The sequence below is a fragment of the Streptomyces sp. GLSS-08 genome (genome assembly GCF_056387915.1).
Genome location: NZ_JBWJAQ010000003.1, coordinates 450,065 through 467,501 on the forward strand (window position 1 = coordinate 450,065; position 17,437 = coordinate 467,501).

General features: G+C 71.7%; 16 protein-coding genes and 4 pseudogenes. 12 read left to right on the plus strand and 8 right to left on the minus strand.

Annotation, left to right across the window (positions count from 1 at the left end; translation table 11 throughout):
- Positions 1-50: 50 nt before the first annotated feature.
- The 5 genes and pseudogenes from AC0ZLC_RS07525 (at position 51) to AC0ZLC_RS07545 (ending at position 4,437) form a co-directional block, all read left to right on the plus strand.
- Entirely contained in the window at positions 51-134 is an 84-nt protein-coding gene (locus AC0ZLC_RS07525) for a putative leader peptide (protein WP_369265308.1), read from the plus strand.
- Positions 135-367: 233 nt separating this feature from the next.
- A complete protein-coding gene (sfnG, locus tag AC0ZLC_RS07530; protein ID WP_476751095.1) occupies positions 368-1,492 on the plus strand; it encodes a dimethylsulfone monooxygenase SfnG in 1,125 nt (374 codons plus the stop codon).
- Between the two features lie 33 nt (positions 1,493-1,525).
- Complete coding sequence (gene ssuE, locus AC0ZLC_RS07535) at positions 1,526-2,080, plus strand: NADPH-dependent FMN reductase (RefSeq protein ID WP_476751096.1); 555 nt, start codon at positions 1,526-1,528, stop codon at positions 2,078-2,080.
- A 4-nt stretch (positions 2,081-2,084) separates the two neighbouring features.
- A pseudogene (locus AC0ZLC_RS07540) lies at positions 2,085-3,269 on the plus strand (SfnB family sulfur acquisition oxidoreductase).
- A gap of 25 nt (positions 3,270-3,294) precedes the next feature.
- Entirely contained in the window at positions 3,295-4,437 is a 1,143-nt protein-coding gene (locus tag AC0ZLC_RS07545; RefSeq protein ID WP_476751202.1) for an LLM class flavin-dependent oxidoreductase, read from the plus strand.
- Positions 4,438-4,444: 7 nt separating this feature from the next.
- Here AC0ZLC_RS07545 and AC0ZLC_RS07550 read toward each other — a convergent pair.
- The 4 genes and pseudogenes from AC0ZLC_RS07550 to AC0ZLC_RS07565 form a co-directional block, all read right to left on the minus strand.
- Positions 4,445-4,604 (minus strand): annotated as a pseudogene (locus AC0ZLC_RS07550) (IS630 family transposase); the annotation flags it as partial.
- Between the two features lie 44 nt (positions 4,605-4,648).
- Positions 4,649-5,569: a phosphatase PAP2 family protein gene (locus AC0ZLC_RS07555; protein ID WP_476751097.1), complete on the minus strand. Its 921-nt coding sequence runs from the start codon at positions 5,567-5,569 to the stop codon at positions 4,649-4,651.
- Between the two features lie 96 nt (positions 5,570-5,665).
- Positions 5,666-6,622, minus strand: a complete 957-nt coding sequence (locus AC0ZLC_RS07560) for a hypothetical protein (RefSeq protein WP_476751098.1) — start codon at positions 6,620-6,622, stop codon at positions 5,666-5,668.
- A complete protein-coding gene (locus tag AC0ZLC_RS07565) occupies positions 6,619-6,960 on the minus strand; it encodes a PadR family transcriptional regulator (RefSeq protein ID WP_476751099.1) in 342 nt (113 codons plus the stop codon). Before AC0ZLC_RS07565 ends, AC0ZLC_RS07560 begins: the two co-directional genes overlap by 4 nt.
- Positions 6,961-7,159: 199 nt before the next feature.
- On the opposite strand from AC0ZLC_RS07565, the pseudogene AC0ZLC_RS07570 reads away from it, so the two are divergent.
- Positions 7,160-7,332 (plus strand): annotated as a pseudogene (locus AC0ZLC_RS07570) (IS630 family transposase); the annotation flags it as partial.
- A gap of 100 nt (positions 7,333-7,432) precedes the next feature.
- Here AC0ZLC_RS07570 and AC0ZLC_RS07575 read toward each other — a convergent pair.
- A complete protein-coding gene (locus AC0ZLC_RS07575; protein WP_476751100.1) occupies positions 7,433-8,482 on the minus strand; it encodes an acyl-CoA dehydrogenase family protein in 1,050 nt (349 codons plus the stop codon).
- 350 nt (positions 8,483-8,832) lie between these two features.
- Here AC0ZLC_RS07575 and AC0ZLC_RS07580 point away from each other — a divergent pair, with 350 nt between their 5' ends.
- The 3 genes from AC0ZLC_RS07580 to AC0ZLC_RS07590 all read left to right on the plus strand — a co-directional run bounded on the left by AC0ZLC_RS07580 (position 8,833) and on the right by AC0ZLC_RS07590 (position 12,837).
- Positions 8,833-10,158, plus strand: coding sequence for an aldehyde dehydrogenase family protein (locus AC0ZLC_RS07580; protein WP_476751101.1), 1,326 nt, complete (start codon positions 8,833-8,835; stop codon positions 10,156-10,158).
- Positions 10,159-10,470: 312 nt separating this feature from the next.
- Positions 10,471-11,358, plus strand: coding sequence for a glycoside hydrolase family 19 protein (locus AC0ZLC_RS07585; protein ID WP_476751102.1), 888 nt, complete (start codon positions 10,471-10,473; stop codon positions 11,356-11,358).
- Positions 11,359-11,469: 111 nt separating this feature from the next.
- Positions 11,470-12,837 carry a phosphoinositide-specific phospholipase C-related protein gene (locus AC0ZLC_RS07590; protein WP_476751103.1) on the plus strand — a complete coding sequence of 456 codons (1,368 nt, stop codon included), beginning with the start codon at positions 11,470-11,472 and terminating at the stop codon, positions 12,835-12,837.
- A gap of 10 nt (positions 12,838-12,847) precedes the next feature.
- On the opposite strand, the gene AC0ZLC_RS07595 is transcribed toward AC0ZLC_RS07590, so the two are convergent.
- Positions 12,848-13,519, minus strand: a complete 672-nt coding sequence (locus AC0ZLC_RS07595) for a hypothetical protein (RefSeq protein ID WP_476751104.1) — start codon at positions 13,517-13,519, stop codon at positions 12,848-12,850.
- A gap of 20 nt (positions 13,520-13,539) precedes the next feature.
- Between AC0ZLC_RS07595 and AC0ZLC_RS07600 the strand changes: the two are divergent.
- A pseudogene (locus AC0ZLC_RS07600) lies at positions 13,540-14,133 on the plus strand (aldo/keto reductase).
- Between the two features lie 113 nt (positions 14,134-14,246).
- Here AC0ZLC_RS07600 and AC0ZLC_RS07605 read toward each other — a convergent pair.
- On the minus strand, positions 14,247-14,957 hold the full coding sequence (locus AC0ZLC_RS07605) for a dienelactone hydrolase family protein (RefSeq protein WP_476751105.1): 711 nt from the start codon (positions 14,955-14,957) through the stop codon (positions 14,247-14,249).
- Positions 14,958-15,305: 348 nt separating this feature from the next.
- Here AC0ZLC_RS07605 and AC0ZLC_RS07610 point away from each other — a divergent pair, with 348 nt between their 5' ends.
- Both AC0ZLC_RS07610 and AC0ZLC_RS07615 read left to right on the plus strand, forming a co-directional pair.
- Positions 15,306-15,704 carry a VOC family protein gene (locus AC0ZLC_RS07610; protein WP_358855166.1) on the plus strand — a complete coding sequence of 133 codons (399 nt, stop codon included), beginning with the start codon at positions 15,306-15,308 and terminating at the stop codon, positions 15,702-15,704.
- Between the two features lie 77 nt (positions 15,705-15,781).
- Complete coding sequence (locus AC0ZLC_RS07615; protein WP_476751106.1) at positions 15,782-16,873, plus strand: adenosine deaminase; 1,092 nt, start codon at positions 15,782-15,784, stop codon at positions 16,871-16,873.
- A gap of 4 nt (positions 16,874-16,877) precedes the next feature.
- Here AC0ZLC_RS07615 and AC0ZLC_RS07620 read toward each other — a convergent pair whose 3' ends face one another.
- Positions 16,878-17,381: a mycothiol transferase gene (locus AC0ZLC_RS07620; RefSeq protein ID WP_476751107.1), complete on the minus strand. Its 504-nt coding sequence runs from the start codon at positions 17,379-17,381 to the stop codon at positions 16,878-16,880.
- Between the last annotated feature and the right edge of the window lie 56 nt (positions 17,382-17,437).

Consider the following 17,437-nt stretch of genomic DNA (forward strand, 5'->3'; position numbering starts at 1 on the left):
GGGCCGCTGTTCCTTGACGTCCTCGACGAGCGGCTGCGACGATCGACGACATGAAGACACGACTGGACCTCACGCGGCGACGCCATGTCGACCTCGCGCGTGTCTCCAGCTCCTTCTGTTGCCGCGAAGCCTGACGATTTCCCGCCGGTAGGGTCCCCTTCGCACCGGCGGTCCGCCCCTTTCCCACCGGCGGCCGCCCCGGCGCGTTCCCCGCACAGCGCGCAGTCCCGTGCTCATCCGCGCGCTGTTCCCCAAGGGCACCCGCCGATCGCACCGCACCTGTTCTCCAGTGCCGTCGCCCGCCTTTCCCCCTGAAATGGCCGGTCCCTTTCGTCATGCCTTCCTCCAGCACGCCGGGAGCTTCTCCGTGTCCGCAACAGAACCCGTCCGCTTCGCCTACTGGGTCCCGAACGTCAGCGGCGGTCTCGTCACCAGCAAGATCGAACAACGCACCGACTGGGGATACGACTACAACCGCGAACTCGCCGTCCTCGCCGAGAACAACGGCTTCGACTACGCGCTCAGCCAAGTCCGCTACATGGCCAGCTACGGCGCCGAGTTCCAGCACGAGTCGACCAGCTTCAGCCTCGCCCTGCTGCTCGCCACCCAACGCCTCAAGGTCATCGCCGCCGTCCACCCGGGCCTGTGGCATCCCGGCGTCCTAGCGAAACTGGGCGCCACCGCCGACCACCTCTCGAACGGCCGCTTCGCGGTCAACGTCGTCAGCGGCTGGTTCAAGGGCGAGTTCACCGCCCTCGGCGAGCCCTGGCTGGAGCACGACGAACGCTACCGCCGCTCCGAGGAGTTCATCCGCGCCCTGCGGTCCATCTGGACCGAGGACCACGCCGAACTCGCCGGTGACTTCTACCGCCTGCGGGACTTCTCGCTCAAGCCCAAACCGCTCAACACCCCCGAACGCCCGCACCCCGAGATCTTCCAGGGCGGCAACTCCACCGCCGCCCGCGCCATGGCGGGCCGCGTCTCCGACTGGTACTTCTCCAACGGCAAGGACTTCGACGGGGTCACCGAACAGATCGCGGACGTGCACAAAGCCGCGACCGAAGTGGGGCGCACGCCGCCGAAGTTCGGCCTCAACGCCTTCCTGATCGCCCGCGACACCGAGGCGGAGGCCCGCGAGACGCTCCGCGAGATCGTCGCCCGGGCGGACACCGACGCCGTCGAGGGCTTCGGTGACGCGGTGAAGCAGGCCGGACGCTCCACCGCCGACGGCAAGGGCATGTGGCAGGACTCCACGTTCGAGGACCTCGTGCAGTACAACGACGGTTTCCGGACCGGCCTCATCGGCACCCCGGAGCAGATCGCCGAGCGGATCGTCGCCTACCGGCGGCTCGGCGTGGACCTCTTCCTCCTCGGCTTCCTGCACTACCACGAGGAGGTCGAGTACTTCGGCCGCCGGGTGCTGCCCCTCGTACGCGAGCTGGAGGCGCGGTTCCCCGAGCGCGAGGCCCGGTCCGTCCCCTCGCCCGCCTGAACCCACCGACCTCCGCTCACGAAAGAGGGCCCCATGGCCACCGTCCTTTCCGTCTCCGGCAGCCCCTCCGCCTCCTCCCGCACCGCGAAACTGCTGCGCCACCTCGACGCCCGGCTGGCCGCCCAGGGACACGAGGTGATCCCGCTCGACGTCCGCACCATCCCCGCCGAGGCACTGCTCGGTGCGGACTTCCGGCACCCGGCCATCGTCGAGGCGACCGCACTCTTCGCACGCGCCGACGGCGTCGTCGTCGGCACCCCCGTCTACAAGGCGGCGTACTCCGGCGTGCTCAAGGCCCTGCTCGACCTGCTGCCGCAGTACGCGCTCGCCGGCAAAACGGTCCTGCCGCTCGCCACCGGCGGCAGCACGGCACACGTACTGGCCCTCGACTACGCACTGCGCCCGGTGCTCAGCTCCATGGGCGCCGCGCACATCGTCCAGGGCTGGTTCACCCTCGACAAGGACATCACCGCCGGCGAGGACGGCGGTATCTCCGTGGCGCCCGCCGCCGCGGCGTCCCTTTCCCAGGTGGTGGACCAGTTCGCGGCGGCGCTCGGCCGTACGCCCTTGCTGGCTGCGGCGGGCTGACGCCGTGTCCGTCCCCGTACTCGCCGACGACGCCGAGGCCCTGGCGGTGGCCGCCGCGCTCGCCGAGGAGTTCCGCACCGGTGCCTCGGCGCGGGACTCCGAACGACGACTGCCCCGCCGGGAGTTGGACCGGCTCTCCGCCTCGGGACTGCTCGCCGTGAGCGTGCCCGCGGAACACGGTGGGGCGGACGTCCGTCAGGAGACCCTCGCGGAGATCTTCCGGCTGCTGGCATCGGCGGACGCCAGCCTGGCGCAGATCCCGCAGAGCCACTTCGTCTACGTCAACGTGATCCGTCGTCAGGGTACGGACGAGCAGCGGAAGTTCTTCTTCGCCGAGGTGCTGGCGGGGCGCCGCTTCGGCAACGCCCAGTCGGAGGCGGGCACCCGGCACGTCCAGGACATCCGCACCCGGCTGGACGCCGCAGCCGACGGCTCGTACGTCCTCACCGGCGTCAAGCACTACTCCACCGGCGCGCTCTTCGCCGACTGGATCCCCGTGCTCGCCCGCGCCGAGGACGGCGACCTGCACGTCGCCTACGTCCCCCGTGAGGCGCCGGGGGTCACGGTCGTGGACGACTGGGACGGCATGGGGCAGCGTACGACGGCCAGTGGCACCGTCCGCCTGGACGCCGTACCGGTGCCCGCCGACCGGGTCGTGCCGCACCACCTCACCTTCCGGGGTCCGCAACTCCACGGCGCCATCGCGCAGTTGCTGCACGCCGCCATCGACACCGGCATCGCCGCGGGCGCCCTGTCCGAGGCGGCCGCGTTCGTCCGCACCAAGAGCCGCCCTTGGTTCGAGAGCGGGGTCGACAGCGCCGCCGAGGACCCGCTGCTGATCCAGCGGTTCGGTGAACTGGCCGTCCAGGTGCGGGCGTCCGAGGCGCTCCTGGCCGCAGGGGCCCGCGCGGTCGACCTGGCGGCGGGCGCGCTCACCGAGGGCTCCGCCGCCGAGGCCTCGATCGCGGTGGCCGCCGCGAAGGCGCACGCGGCCGCCACCGCCGTGGAGGTGGCGGGGGCCCTCTTCGAGGTGTCCGGCACCCGCTCCGCGCTCAACTCCCTGAATCTGCACCGGCACTGACGGGACGCCCGCACCCACACCCTGCACGACCCGGTCCGCTGGAAGATCCAGCACATCGGCCGCTACGTGCTGAACGGAACCCTGCCCCCGCGCCACGGACTCCTCTGAGTCCGCCATGATCGGAGATCCTCCCGTGTCCCTCGCCTTCCACTGGTTCCTGCCCACCAACGGCGACAGCCGGCATGTCGTGGGCGGCGGCCACGGAACCCCCGCCACCGCCTCCGGCCGGGACCGGCCGCCGACGGTCGCCTACCTGAGCCAGATCGCCCGCGCCGCCGAGGATCTGGGGTTCGTCGGCGCACTCACCCCGACCGGTGCCTGGTGCGAGGACGCCTGGCTGACCACCGCGATGGTCAGCCAGCACACGGAACGGCTGAAGTTCCTGGTCGCCTTCCGGCCGGGGTTCGTCTCCCCGACCCTCGCCGCACAGATGGCGTCCACCTTCCAGCGGCAGACCGGCGGTCGGCTCCTGCTCAACGTCGTGACCGGCGGCGAGAGCCACGAGCAGCGGGCGTACGGCGACTTCCTCGACAAGGACGCCCGCTACCGCCGTACCGGCGAGTTCCTGCAGATCGTGCGGGACCTGTGGGAGGGCAGGACCGTCGACCTGTCCGGCGAGCACCTCCAGGTCGAGGATGCCCGCCTCGCCCGGGTGCCGGATCCCGTGCCGGAGATCTATTTCGGGGGCTCCTCGCCCGTGGCGGGCGAGGTCGCCGCGCGGCACGTGGACGTCTATCTCACCTGGGGCGAGCCGCCGGCCCAGGTCGCCGAGAAGATCGAGTGGGTCCGCGGCCTGGCCGAGAAGGAGGGGCGCCGCGTCCGGTTCGGCATCCGGCTGCACGTGATCACCCGCGACACCTCCGAGCAGGCGTGGGCAGAGGCCCACAAGCTGCTCGACGGGTTCGACCCGGAGACGGTGAAGTCCGTGCAGGCAGGGCTCGCCCGCAGCGAGTCCGAGGGCCAGCAGCGGATGCTCGCCCTGCACGGCGGCAGCCGGGACGGCCTGGAGATCCACCCCAACCTGTGGGCCGGGATCGGCCTGGTCAGGGGCGGTGCGGGCACCGCGCTCGTCGGCAGCCACGACGAGGTCGCCGAGCGCATCGCCGAGTACCACCGCCTCGGCATCGACGAGTTCGTCCTGTCGGGCTACCCGCACCTGGAAGAGGTGTACTGGTTCGGCGAGGGCGTCCTGCCCCGGCTGGCGGCCCGGGGCCTGTGGAAGCACCCCTTCGCCCCGACACCGGCGCCATCGGCACAGGTCCCGTTCGCGAGCTAATGCCGCATCAGGCAACGTTCGCCCTGTCGACGACGGCGCGTAGGTGCCGGTCGTCGACAGGCCGGTTTCGCCAGATGATTAGCGGCGGATCATGCTGCCCTGCTCCTCGTGGGTGGCGTGGTCGGTGCCGTCGAGGGTGAGGTGCGCAGGGCGGTGAACTGGGCCCGCTTCGCCAGGATGCGCCGACTCCCGCCCGGAGCCGGCCGGGTGGTCAGTCCAGTGAGGGGCGTGTGCGGCGTGCGGTGCGGGCGGGCCGCCCGGCTGCGGCGTACCAGACCAGGGCCGCACATACGACGGCCGTCGCCGCGGAGGTCAGTGACCTTGTGAGGGTGTCGTTCCGTGCGCCGGAAACGAGGGCGACGGCCAGTGCCGACGTCAGGGTGACGACGGGCAGCGCACGGGGGCTCCGCGTATCGCCTGGCGCGGCGGCTGGCGGCAGCAGCCAGGTCGCGAGGCCGTAACAGGCACAGGCGAACAGTGTGGCTCCCAGCACTTCGCTGGGCCGGTGGCCGCCCATGGTCGCGCTGGCGGCGGCGATGCAGGCGAGCCACAGCACACCGGCCGTGGCGGCGTAGGGGCGGATGCGGGGAGAAACCACGAGGACGGCGGCGAGGGTCAGCGCGGCGGGGATGGCCGTGTGCCCGCTGGGGAAACCCTGATCAAGGAGATTCTCCGGCGCGCCCACCAGATCGGGGCGGGGCAGCGTCGATTTGAGCACCTCCTTGCCTCCGGTCGTGAGAATGACGACCCCGAGCGCCGCGCATCCCTGCCGCCAGCACCGCCGCACCAGGGTGAGGACCACGATGACGGCCAGGCCCACCATCAGGGTGGGCTTGGCGCTCAATTCCAGCGGCGGCAGGGGCGTCGAGCCGTAGGCCGATCCTGACAGGGGGTAGATCCATGCTTCTTCGCCGCCCTGTTCACCGAGATCAAACAGGGCGTTCTCAGCTCGTTGCCCCCACGGGGTGCAGATGGCGAGCAGGTAGACCGTCAGGAACCCCAGGGTGTACAGCAGAGCCGGCATCCACGGCCGTGTCGTACGCGACGGACTGAGGTCGTCGGGGGCCTCGGGGGCCTGCCTTGAGGCACCCGGACGGTGCGCGGGCAGGGACTGAGAACCGTGCTGAGTCATCGCTCGTTTCTTCCTTTGGGGGGGGGAGTTCGGTCACGCACGTCTTCCGGCACGACGGGGGCCGCCGGGCTCGGCCGGCCCACCAGAGGTCCGCCTCTATTCGGCGAGTGCCTGCTCCTGACGGCGCTGGGCGGCGATCGCCAGGGCAGGGAGGGGTGCGATCAGCAGGATGAGGACGACCAGGTCCGGAAAGGACTGCATGAACGCGTCCGGACGGACGACGATCGCCTGTGTGCGGACGATCGCGACCGCCGCGACGGGGATCAGCCACCGGTGGTCGCCGGTGGCGGCCGTCGCCACCCACGCGGCGATCAGCGCGGCGACTTCGAGCACGAACAAACCGCGCTGGAAAGCCGGACTGACGGAGATGATGTGCAGGCCCCCGGCCACGAACATGGCGAGCACGACGGGGGCCAGCCAGCGGTACGAGCGGCGTCGCAGACGGCTGGGACGGCAGAGCGCCAGCACGGCGCACGCGGCGCACAGTGCCCCCGAGAGCACCAGGTCACGGGCCGTTATCGGGGCGCCAAGACCGTAGTAGCCCAGGCCCGCCTTGCCCTCGTCGCCGAAGAGGGTGCGGCCGTGGACCGTGGCGCCGGCCCAGATCATGGCTGCCGCGGCCGGCAGCGCGATCCACGGTCTGCCGCGCAGCAGGGCGATCAGGCAGCCCAGCGGGAGCAGCCCGTAGGGCAGCAGCCGTATCCGCGTGGGACCTTCGGCCCACGGGTACCAGCCGGAGAAGTGGAAGGCGATGGCGTGCTGTCCGGGGTCGATGTGCAGTGCCCAGTGCCACACATCCTGCAAGTACGGAACCAGCGCCAGCGCGGCGAGGGCCAGGGCGGCCAGATGGATGCCGTCCAGCCACCAAGGCCGGGCCGTGTCGTCGACGACGGCACGGGCGCGGGCCTGCACCCCGGCGCGCACCAGGGCGGCAACTTCCCGCGGCGGGGGCCAGGAGCGGCCGGGATACGCCTCGGACAGGCAGGCCAGCACCTCCTCTCCCTGCCGGGAACGGTAGGGCTCGGGATAGGCCGCAAGCAGCAGACGATTCATGCCGGGGCCGCTCCGGCATCCCGCGAGCGTCCGATGACGACGGCCGCCGCCTGCTGCATCCGCAGCGCCTCCCGGCCGAGCGCCTCGGTGCCGTCCTCGGTGAGCCGGTAGTAGCGCCGCGCCCGCCCGTCCACGATCTCCTCATGGTCGGCGGCCACCAGCCCGGCCCGCTCCATCCGCTCCAGCGCGCCGTAGAGAGTGCCGACAGCGATCCGGAGCCGCCCGTCGGTGGCCTGCTCGGCAGCCTTGATGATGCCGTAACCGTGCAACGGACCATCCATGAGTGCAGCAAGGATGAAGTACTGCGGTTCCGTCAAGGGCGGATTCTGTCTGGTCATGCATCGAGTATATATCGAGCAACGAAATATATCCGCCAGTCCTGGGTGATCACCGGCAGCACTCCACGCCCGCGGCGAGCGTCACCCTCTCCCGGCCGGCGGGCGCGACGTCGATCTCCTCGACGCACCCGCGCGGCGTTGACGGATGCTCGCCGTGACCTGGTCCGGGCCGAGCGGAATGTCGTTCGCGCCGTGTGCACCCGGGCGGCAGTGGACCGAACGCGGCGGCCGCCACAAAGACCCCGCCCGGGAACCGAGGCCCCGCCGGCGGGCGACCTGCACCCGCCCGCACGGGGTCCGGTACCTGTTCGCCGCCTACGACCGGGCCGAGGGCAAGCTCTACGGGGCCACGTCAAGCCCACCTCGCCGCGTTGTCGGACCGCGCGAGTACGTCCAGTACGAGCCGCGGCCCTCTGCCTTGCGATGCACCGCACCGGACGCCGCGACCCGGCAAACCTCTCCGGCCCCGGCACTAGCGGGCCGTGAGCGCAGCGAGGTGTGCCCCGCGTACCTCGGCCGTCTGCCCCTGCACCAGCAGGAACATCCCCTCGCGGGCCAACCGCTGGGCCGGACTGCCCAGGTCCATGGCCCGCCCGCCGCCGGCCACGATCGCCGCGGTCGTGGCCGCGCGCATCAGGTCGTACGCCTGTGTCTTGCACGCCAGCCGCTCGTCGAGGTGCTCGTGCGGTACCGGGTGGTCGGCCAGCGCGTACGCCTGTCTCCGCACCCGGCCGAGCCGGGCCCGCAGGTTGTGCGCGGTCTCCTCGGCGGCCGGGTCGCCGGTCAGGAGCCCGAGCGCCGCCTCGGTGATCCCGAAGACGGCGGGGGACGCGTTGGTGTTCTTCGGACGGTCACCGGCCGCCCACGTCTCGTACGGGACGCGCAGCGCCACGGCGTCCTCCGGGAGCCACAGCCCGTCCAGCTCCAGCGAGACCGTACGGGAGGCGCCGAGCGCGGCCGGCCGCATCGGCGGAGACGGGCGCAGGCCGGGCTGCTCGCGTGCCTCGGTGAACGCGAACAGCGCCTCGCCGGCGTCGGTCACCCCGGCCAGCAGCATCACGTCGTTCAGCCCCCAGCCCGTGTAGTAGGGGACGTGGCCGTCGAAGCGGCGGCCACGGCGCTCCCGGGTGACCCGGACCGGAACACGCGGGTGGGCGCGCAGCTGGGCATACGCGACCCCCGACAGGAGCTCCCCCCTCGCCAGCGGCCCCAACAGCCGCTCCCGGGCCGACGGCTCGCCCTTCACCAGCGTCTGCACGGGGGTGTGGTGCTGGGTCTGCACGAACCACGTCGAGCAGCAAGCTCCGGCGAGGATCTCGGCGATCTCCCGCACCACCGCGGGCGGCGCGGCCGACCCGCCGTACTCGACCGGAGCACTCACCCCGAGCAGCCCCGCGCGCTTGATCGCGTCGAGGCTGCTCAGGGGTACGCACTCCTGGTCCACCCGCTGCGCACGAGGTGCCAGCACGTCGTCCGCGAGCCGCCGCGCGCGGGCGACGAGGGGGTGCGGTGCGGTGGTCATGGAAAGAATCTCCCGGTGTCGTGGGGTCCGGTGCCGGTCCGGCGGCCTCCCGTGCGTGCCGCCGCCGGTGGGGGGAGCCTCCCGCGCCGGAGTCCTGAAGGAGATCATGCGCAGTCCCGGCGTCCTTCACGCCGAGCCGCGGGCGGACGGGGCCCCGGCGCCGTGCCGTGCGGTCACCGGAGCCACGGATCCCACACTCCTCACGAGACGATGCCGGTCCGCCCACGACACCCGTTCCCTCAGCCAGGAATTTCTGGGGGCACCCGAATGGTTGGCATATACATCCAGCTGTTGACCAGCTCACGAGCACCCCGCGCGGCCCCCCGGCCGCGCCCGACCAGCGAGGCACCGTGAACCACACCCCCACTCCCGAGCAGCCCGCCGACATCGTTTCCCGGCTGCGCGCCACCTTCCGCTCCGGCCGGACCAAGCCCGTCGAGTGGCGCACGAGCCAGCTGAACCGCCTGCGCGAGCTGCTGATCACGCACGGTGAGGACCTCGCCGCCGCTCTCCACGAGGATCTCGGCAAGAGTTCCACCGAGGCCTTCCGCACCGAGATCGACTTCACCGTGCGCGAGATCGACCACACCCTGGACCACCTCGACGGCTGGCTGCGCCCCGAGCCCGCGCCCGTCCCCGCCCACCTCGGCGCCGACGCCACGGCGTGGACGCAGTACGACCCGCTCGGCGTCGCCCTGGTCATCGCGCCGTGGAACTATCCGCTCCAGTTGCTGCTCACGCCGTTGCTCGGCGCGCTGGCCGCGGGCAACGCGGTGGTCGCCAAGCCCAGCGAGCTGGCCCCCGCCACCTCCGCCGCGCTGGCGCGGCTGCTGCCGCAGTACCTCGACACCGACGCCGTAGCCGTCGTCGAGGGCGGCGTCCCGGAGACCACGGCGCTGCTGGCCGAGCGCTTCGACCACATCTTCTACACCGGCAACGGCACGGTCGGCCGCATCGTGATGCGGGCCGCCGCGGAGCACCTCACGCCCGTGGTCCTCGAACTGGGCGGCAAGTCCCCGGCGTTCGTCGACGGCGACGCCGACCCGGCCGTCGTCGCGGACCGTCTCGTGCGCGGCAAGTTCCTGAACGCGGGGCAGACCTGCGTCGCACCCGACTACGTCCTGACGGACCCCGCCACCGCCCGCGCCCTCGAACCCGAGCTGGCCCGCGCCGTCGAGCGGCTCTTCGGTACGGACCCGCGAACCTCCCCCGAGTACGGGCGCATCGTCAACGAGCGGCACTTCGACCGGCTCGGCGCGCTGCTCGACTCCGGGCGAGCGGTCACCGGCGGCGGCGCCGACCGAGCCGCCAAGTACATCGCGCCGACCGTCCTCGCCGACGTCGATCCCGGGGCGCCCGTCATGCAGGAGGAGATCTTCGGCCCGATCCTGCCGATCGTCACGGTGGCGGACCTCGACGAGGCCATCGGCTTCATCAACGACCGCGACAAGCCGCTGGCACTGTACGTCTTCACCGAGTCGGACGACACGCGCCGCAGGCTGGCCGCCGAGACGTCCTCGGGAGGCCTCGGCTTCGGCCTGCCGCTGGCCCATCTGACCGTCTCCGACCTGCCGTTCGGCGGCGTCGGCGAGAGCGGCATGGGCAGCTACCACGGCCGCTACTCGATCGAGACGTTCAGCCACCGCAAGGCCGTACTGGAGAAGCCGCTCGGCTGAGTGAACGACGCTGTGGCCCGGGTCCGCACGGACGGCCCGGGCCATCGGCATGCCCGGCCGGGGCGTGGCCGCAGGCGCACCGTACGCGAAGGGGCCTTTCCGGCGGGGAAGCTGACGCCTCTGCCAACGTTGTCGGATTCGACTGGTCTACACCCTTGACTGGTACAGACCAACGCGGTTGAGTGTGCCTCCACAACCCCCCACCGCGGCCGCCCCCGACGCCGTGCCGGTGCTCGCCGGCGCGTGCGTGCTGGGTCCAGCTCCGCTCCGCCCTGCGCCGGGCGCGGCCGTGTTCGCAAAGGAGTCGATCCTGTGTCGAGGCGCCGAATCTCCGCCGTCATGGCCGCACTCATCGTCGGCACGGCCGCACCGGTACTCCTGCCGGCCGCGGGCGCGTCCGCCGCGTCCTGTTCGAGCTACCCGAGCTGGGTCGCCGGAAAGTCCTACGTCACCGGCAACGTCGTGCGGTACACCGACGGCAGGGCCTACGTCGCCGAGCACGACAACCCGGGCTACGACCCGACCATCAGCACCTGGTACTGGGAGCCTTACGCCTGCGACGGCTCCACCACGCCGTCCGACGGCTTCGTCGTGAGCGAGGCCCAGTTCAACCAGATGTTCCCGAACCGGAACTCCTTCTACACCTACAACGGCCTGAAGGCCGCACTCAGTTCCTACCCGGGCTTCGCCAAGACCGGCAGCGACACGGTGAAGAAGCAGGAGGCCGCCGCCTTCCTCGCCAACGTCAACCACGAGACCGGTGGCCTGGTGCACGTGGTGGAGCAGAACACCGCCAACTACCCCCACTACTGCGACTGGAGCCAGCCGTACGGATGCCCGGCCGGCCAGTCTGCGTACTACGGCCGCGGCCCCATCCAGCTCAGCTGGAACTTCAACTACAAGGCCGCGGGCGACGCGCTCGGCATCGACCTCCTCCGCAATCCCAACCTGGTGCAGACCGACGCGTCCGTGGCCTGGAAGACCGGGCTCTGGTACTGGAACACCCAGAGCGGACCCGGCACGATGACGCCGCACAACGCGATGGTCAACAGCGCGGGATTCGGCCAGACGATCCGCAGCATCAACGGCTCGCTGGAATGCGACGGCAGGAACCCGGCCCAGGTGCAGAGCAGGGTGGACGCGTACCAGCGGTTCGTGCAGATCCTCGGCACGTCCGCGGGCGGCAACCTCTACTGCTGAGGAGGTCCTGCCGGTTCTGCACTGTCAGGTGCATGGCATGGTGCGGCATCCTGTGTCCGCGTTCGCTCCGCCCGTCCTCGTCGTCCGGCACGGAAGGACACCGTCACAGTGATGCCGCCCCCTCGCACCCTGCTCGCCGTCACCGCCGCGGCGCTCGCCTCGGTCCTCCTCGCGCCCGGCCCGGTGAGCGCCGCGGACGTGCCCGGCCCCGGCTCCTACTACGTCCAGAGCGCGACCACGGGACTCAACGCGGCCGACAGCGGGGGAGCGGTCGTCCAGCACCGTCCCCGGGGCAACGAGGACCATCAGCAGTGGATCCTGCGGTCACGCGGATCCTCGTACGTGCTGGAGAGCGCGGACGCGGCCAACCGTTGCCTCGGCCGTTCCGGAGACCAGGCCAGAACGGTCGCGTGCGACGCCGGTGACGCCGCGTGGGAGGTGACGCCGGCCGGGGCCGACCGGTACACGCTCCGGACCCCCGGCACGGACCGGTATCTGACCGTGGGCGCCAGACCGGCCGGTGCCAACCACCCGGAGCAGCTGGCGGTCGGCGCCGCGGGAGAGCTCGCCGCCTGGTACCTCACCCCCGTCGACCCGCAGACCGGCCCGATGCCGCCCCAGGACCGCCGCACCCTGGACCAGGTCACCTTCCTCACCACGCACAACGCCTACGCCAACGGAGTCGACGGCGGCTTCGCACCGCCCTTCGTCAACATGTTCCCGAACCAGACTCGCGGCATCGACCGGCAACTGTCCGACGGCGTACGCGGGTTCATGCTCGACGTCCACCAGACTTCCGACGGGGCCATCCTCTGCCACAACAGCTGCACCCTCGTCAGCAGGCCGGTCGCCCTGTGGGTCGACCTCCAGCGCATGGTGAACTTCCTGAAACAGCACCCCGACCAGTTCGTCACCGTCTTCCTCGAGGACTACGTCGACCCGGGCGTCCTGCGCGGCGAACTCGCCCGCGTCGACGGCCTGTCCGACGTCCTCTACCGGCCCGACCGGACCGGCGTCCGTGAGCACGGCTGGCCCCGGCTGGCGGACCTGCTGGCCGCGGACGACCGCCTGCTGATCTTCACCGACCACAGCCGCTCCTCCGACGAGGCCGCCGGGCTGACGCGCGACAGCTTCGGCGTCATGTACCAGCGCGAGTGGACGGTGGAGAATCACTGGTCCATGGGATCGGGACTCGGCTCCTCCGACTGGTCCTGCTACAGCCGCTGGTACGACGCCACCACCAACATCCCGCTCACCCGCACCGAGGGCGCTTTCCGCCCGCTGTTCGTCATGAACCACTTCCGCGACGCCACGGTCGCCTCCACCGCCTCGGCGGACAACGGCAAACTCGCCGACCGCGCCCAGCGGTTCTGCCGTCCCGCCGCCCGCAAGAAGCCCAACTTCCTCGCGGTGGACCGCTACGACCTGGGCAGCCCCACGGCCGCGGTCGACACCCTGAACACGTACGTGTATCCGTGAGGGCGGCGACTCAGTCCCCCGGGTAACCGGTCCCCGCGATGTCCGTCGCCACGCCTGCCAGGCTCGTCGCCGGATTCAACGCCCGGACCACCTCCTCCGTCAGCGGGCGTGACGCGAAGACGTGACGAACGGCGTCCAGGTCGACCGGGACCGCGTAGTAGTCCTCGGCCCACCGCTGAAACGCCTGTGGCGACCGGTCCACCAGCAGCTGGAAGAGGTACCCGGCGCCGTCCGGATCCTCCGTCGCACGCTCGGGGAAGTCGATCGTCCCAGTCCGCCAGCCGTCGTCCCCCGTTTCCCGCCACAGGCACGCGGTGACGACAGGCATCCCGTCCTCGTCCGAGAACGCAGGCTCCTCGACGTAGGACCGGAACACCTCGGGAACCTCGTCGAGCACTCCCGGCCACGGCCCGTCCTCCGCATAGGGGCTCATGGGGGATTCGTGATCGAACCCACGGATGTACACGCCGGCCGCGGAGAAGACGATCGAGTACTCGTCGCCCGACCCGTCCCGCATCGAGGCCAGGGACTCCTTCCCGGTCCAGTGGTCGTGGAAGGAGTGGTGGCGGTCGACCCACCCGTCCCCGGGTCTCAGAACCGCCTCCGCGACGGCCAGGGAACGGCAGTGGTCACGCAGAACGCCCGTCTCGGGCAACTTTCGAGCAACATCATGAACGGTCACCCGGTCATCCAAGCGCACGCCTGCGGCACACGGGTTCGCGCAGGGAGACCCGGCGTACCGGCCCGGACCTCCGAGCACGTGACCCGGCGGCGGCAGGGACCGGACCCTCGGGGTTTGCGAGCCGTGCGGGCAGGCCCTGTGCGAACCCCCAAACGGGCAGCGCCGCCCTCCACCAGGGCACGCCGAGCGACCGGAACCGCTCGATCGCCGTGCTGCGGCGCGCGGTCGAACCGGGCGCCGACCACATCGGCACCGCCGCCTTCTACTTCTCGTCCCTGCGCTCTCGGCTCCCCGGACCCCGGGACCGACGCCGTGCTCCGGATGTGCGAGGAACAGGGCATCGCCTTCGTCCCGTTCTTCGTGATCGCGGGCCAGAGCGGCTCCCGGGGCCCGAGCGGCGCCGACAACGACGCCGTGAACGCCGTCGCGCGTCCGCACGGTGCGACGCCCGCCCAGGTCCGCCTGGCGTGGACGCTGCGCAGGCCCCGCAGGTGCTTGCGATCCCCGGCACCGGCAACCCCGGGCACCTCGCCGAGAACGTGGCCGCGGGCGCGCTCCGCCTCACCGACGTGGAGACGGCCCGCCTCGACACGTCCCACCGGCACGGCGAGTGACGTAGGCCCGCGGGCAGGCCCTCGCCGGCACGCGCCACACCACCGTCAGCCCGACGGCAGCGCACGCTGCGGATCGTGGTCCGACAGGTGGATGCGGCTACGGTCGGCGGCGTTCAGCCCAGCTGGTCGTGAAGGAAGGCCACCGTGCTCTGCCAGGCCTGCGCAGAGGCCTTCGGGTCGTGGACCTCGGGCCGGCCGTCGTTGAAGAAGGCGTGCTGGGCCGGATAGACGCGGAGGTCCGGGGTGATGCCGGACTGCTGCTGCACGGCGGCCCGCAGCTCGTCCAGCTTCTCGAGCGGGATGCTCGTGTCCAGCTCGCCGTAGTGGCCCTGGACCTGCGCCGCCAGGGCGGAGAAGTCGGGGAGGTTCCCCTGGATGACCCCGTAGAACGGCACCGCCGCACCGATGCGTCGGTCGGCCGCGGCCAGGTAGATCACGAAGCCGCCGCCCATGCAGAAACCGACCGCGCCGACCGTGTCCGAGGTGACCTCGGGCAGGCCGAGCAGATGGTCGACAGCTCCGGAGAGCAGTTCGACACCCTTGGCGACCGGCAGATCCTGCATCATCCGCAGGGCCTCATCGCTCTCGTGGGCCACATTGCCGCCGTACAGGTCGGGAGCGAGCGCCACGAAACCCTCCTGCGCGAGCCGGTCCGCGACGTCGGCGATGTGGTTGGTCAGACCCCACCACTCCTGGATGACGATCACGCCGGGCCCCTGCCCGGACGACGGCAGCGCCAGATAGCCGTGCGCGGTGGACCCGGCACTGGGGAAGGTGACGTTCTGGCGGGCGGGGGCTCCGGTCGCCTTCGGCTTCTCGGTCATGCTCTCAACTCCTGTGAGGGGCAGCGCTGGGCGGGGGACTGGGTCCCGAGTCGATCTCCACGATGTCATGAACGGGTCCGTCGCCGGGCACCGGCCCGCGGGGCGGCCCGGGACGGCAACCAGGGCGGTGGGGGACGGCCGGGCGAGCAGGCCGAGGGGTCACCCGGTCGCCGCAGGTGAGGCCGGCCAGGGGCGGGTACGCCCCGCGCCGCGGGCCCACGCGAGGCCGAGCCGCCCGCGCCCCGGCCTCGCGTGGGCCCACGAGCCGAGCCGCCGGGGTCGCCAGGACGAACCGCTCGCGGGATGCCGTACCCTACCGTGTTACGTATAACTTCCGGAGAGGTCCTGATGAGACGCATCGCCCTGGTCACCCTCGTCGTCGACGACTACGACGAGGCGATCCGCTTCTACACCGACGCCCTCGGGTTCCGCCTCGCCGAGGACGCCCCGCGGCCCGACGGCTCCCGCTGGGTCGTCGTCGAGCCGGGCGCGGAGGGCGCGGGTACGGGGCTGCTGCTGGCCCGCGCCAAGGACGAGCCGCAGCGCGGCCGGGTCGGCGACCAGACCGGCGGCCGCGTGGGCTTCTTCCTGCACACCGACGACTTCACCCGGGACCACGCCCGGATGCGCGCCGCCGGGGTGACCTTTCTGGAGGAGCCGCGCCACGAGCCCTACGGCACCGTCGCCGTCTTCCAGGACCTGTACGGAAACCGCTGGGACCTGCTCCAGCCCGCCACCGGCGCCTGACCCCCGCACGACCCGCGCACCACGCGTCCGCGGAACCCATCGCCCGCCACCGCACCACCTGCCGAGGAAAAGAACGCATGACCGCGCACCGCATCGACATCGACACCATCCGCCGCCTGCCGAAGGCGGTGCTGCACGACCACCTCGACGGCGGACTGCGCCCCGCCACCCTGGTGGAACTCGCCGCCGCGATCGGCCACACGCTGCCCACCACCGACCCGACGGAGCTCGCCGCCTGGTACTACGAGGCCGCCAACTCCGGTGACCTCGTGCGGTACATAGCCACCTTCGAGCACACCCTCGCCGTCATGCAGACCCGCGAGGGCCTGCTGCGCACCGCCGAGGAGTACGTCCTCGACCTGGCCGCCGACGGAGTGGTCTACGGCGAGGTGCGCTATGCCCCCGAGCTGATGCTGAACGGCGGGCTGACCCTGCCCGAGGTCGTCCGGACCGTGCAGGAGGGCCTCGCGGCCGGTATGGCCAAGGCGTCGGCCGCGGGCACCCCGGTCCGGGTGGGCACCCTGCTGTGCGGCATGCGCATGTTCGACAGGACCCGTGAGATCGCGGAGCTGGCGGTGGCGTTCCGGGACGCCGGTGTCGTCGGATTCGACATCGCCGGCGCCGAGGACGGGTTCCCGCCGGCCGACCACCTCGCGGCCTTCGAGCACCTGCGCCGTGAGAGCGTGCCCTTCACCATCCACGCCGGTGAGGCGCACGGCCTGCCCAGCATCCACCAGGCGCTCCAGGTCTGCGGCGCCCAGCGCATCGGCCATGGTGTGCGCATCACGGAGGACATCGTGGACGGCAAGCTCGGCCGTCTCGCGGGCTGGGTGCGCGACCGCCGCATCGCCCTGGAGATGTGCCCGACGTCCAACCTGCAGACCGGTGCGGCCACCTCGATCGCCGAGCACCCCATCACGGCCCTGCGCGACCTCGGCTTCCGCGTCACCCTGAACACCGACAACCGCCTGGTGTCCGGTACGACGATGACCCGCGAGATGTCGCTGCTGGTCGAGGAGGCCGGCTGGACCGTCGAGGATCTGCGCACGGTCACCGTGAACGCCCTCAAGAGCGCGTTCCTCCCGTTCGACGAGCGGACCGCGCTCATCCGGGACGTCGTGCTGCCCGGTTACGCGGACGCCGGGGCCTTGGGCCGCACGGCGGTCTGACCGCTCAGCGCAGCAGCCCCCGGGCGTACGCCGCCTGGCCGACATGCTGGAGATCGTCGGCCAGGACACTGACCAGGCGCACGCCCAGGGTGACCGGCGGGTCCCACTGCTCGTCCACGACGCGCTCCAGGTCCTTGTCGGCCAGTCCGCGGACGAAGCCGAGGGTCCGCTCGTGCACGGCGTCGTAGTAGCCGGTCAGGAGGTCGCCCGAGTCCACCCGGACCTGGGCGGCCTTCTTCGACGTGTGGCCGTACCCGGTGTCGCGCTCGGGCAGCCCGAGCGCGAAGCGGCCGGCCCAGCCCGCGGACACCCAGACCTGCTCGTGGCCGGCCACGTCCGCGACGTGGTCGTCCTGCACACGTGACAGATGCCAGATCAGCCAGGCGATCGAGTTGGACCCGATCCGGGGCGGGGCGTTCAGCTCCTCGGCGGAGAGTCCGTCGACGGCCGCGTGCACCTCCTCCTGGATCCGTCCGTACGCTTCGGCGAGAACGTCCTTGGCATGCATGACTCCCACTCTCTCCCGGCAGTGCCCGATTCGCGATCGGGACCCGGCCGTCCCGG

What these genes read in the sequence shown, in the direction of transcription:
- AC0ZLC_RS07525 (WP_369265308.1), top strand. Translation starts at nt 51, where the DNA reads ATGAAGACACGACTGGACCTCACGCGGCGACGCCATGTCGACCTCGCG.
- ssuE (WP_476751096.1), top strand. Translation starts at nt 1,526, where the DNA reads ATGGCCACCGTCCTTTCCGTCTCCGGCAGCCCCTCCGCCTCCTCCCGC.
- AC0ZLC_RS07555 (WP_476751097.1), bottom strand. Translation starts at nt 5,569, where the DNA reads ATGACTCAGCACGGTTCTCAGTCCCTGCCCGCGCACCGTCCGGGTGCC.
- AC0ZLC_RS07560 (WP_476751098.1), bottom strand. Translation starts at nt 6,622, where the DNA reads ATGAATCGTCTGCTGCTTGCGGCCTATCCCGAGCCCTACCGTTCCCGG.
- AC0ZLC_RS07565 (WP_476751099.1), bottom strand. Translation starts at nt 6,960, where the DNA reads ATGACCAGACAGAATCCGCCCTTGACGGAACCGCAGTACTTCATCCTT.
- AC0ZLC_RS07575 (WP_476751100.1), bottom strand. Translation starts at nt 8,482, where the DNA reads ATGACCACCGCACCGCACCCCCTCGTCGCCCGCGCGCGGCGGCTCGCG.
- AC0ZLC_RS07590 (WP_476751103.1), top strand. Translation starts at nt 11,470, where the DNA reads ATGCCGCCCCCTCGCACCCTGCTCGCCGTCACCGCCGCGGCGCTCGCC.
- AC0ZLC_RS07605 (WP_476751105.1), bottom strand. Translation starts at nt 14,957, where the DNA reads ATGACCGAGAAGCCGAAGGCGACCGGAGCCCCCGCCCGCCAGAACGTC.
- AC0ZLC_RS07610 (WP_358855166.1), top strand. Translation starts at nt 15,306, where the DNA reads ATGAGACGCATCGCCCTGGTCACCCTCGTCGTCGACGACTACGACGAG.
- AC0ZLC_RS07615 (WP_476751106.1), top strand. Translation starts at nt 15,782, where the DNA reads ATGACCGCGCACCGCATCGACATCGACACCATCCGCCGCCTGCCGAAG.
- AC0ZLC_RS07620 (WP_476751107.1), bottom strand. Translation starts at nt 17,381, where the DNA reads ATGCATGCCAAGGACGTTCTCGCCGAAGCGTACGGACGGATCCAGGAG.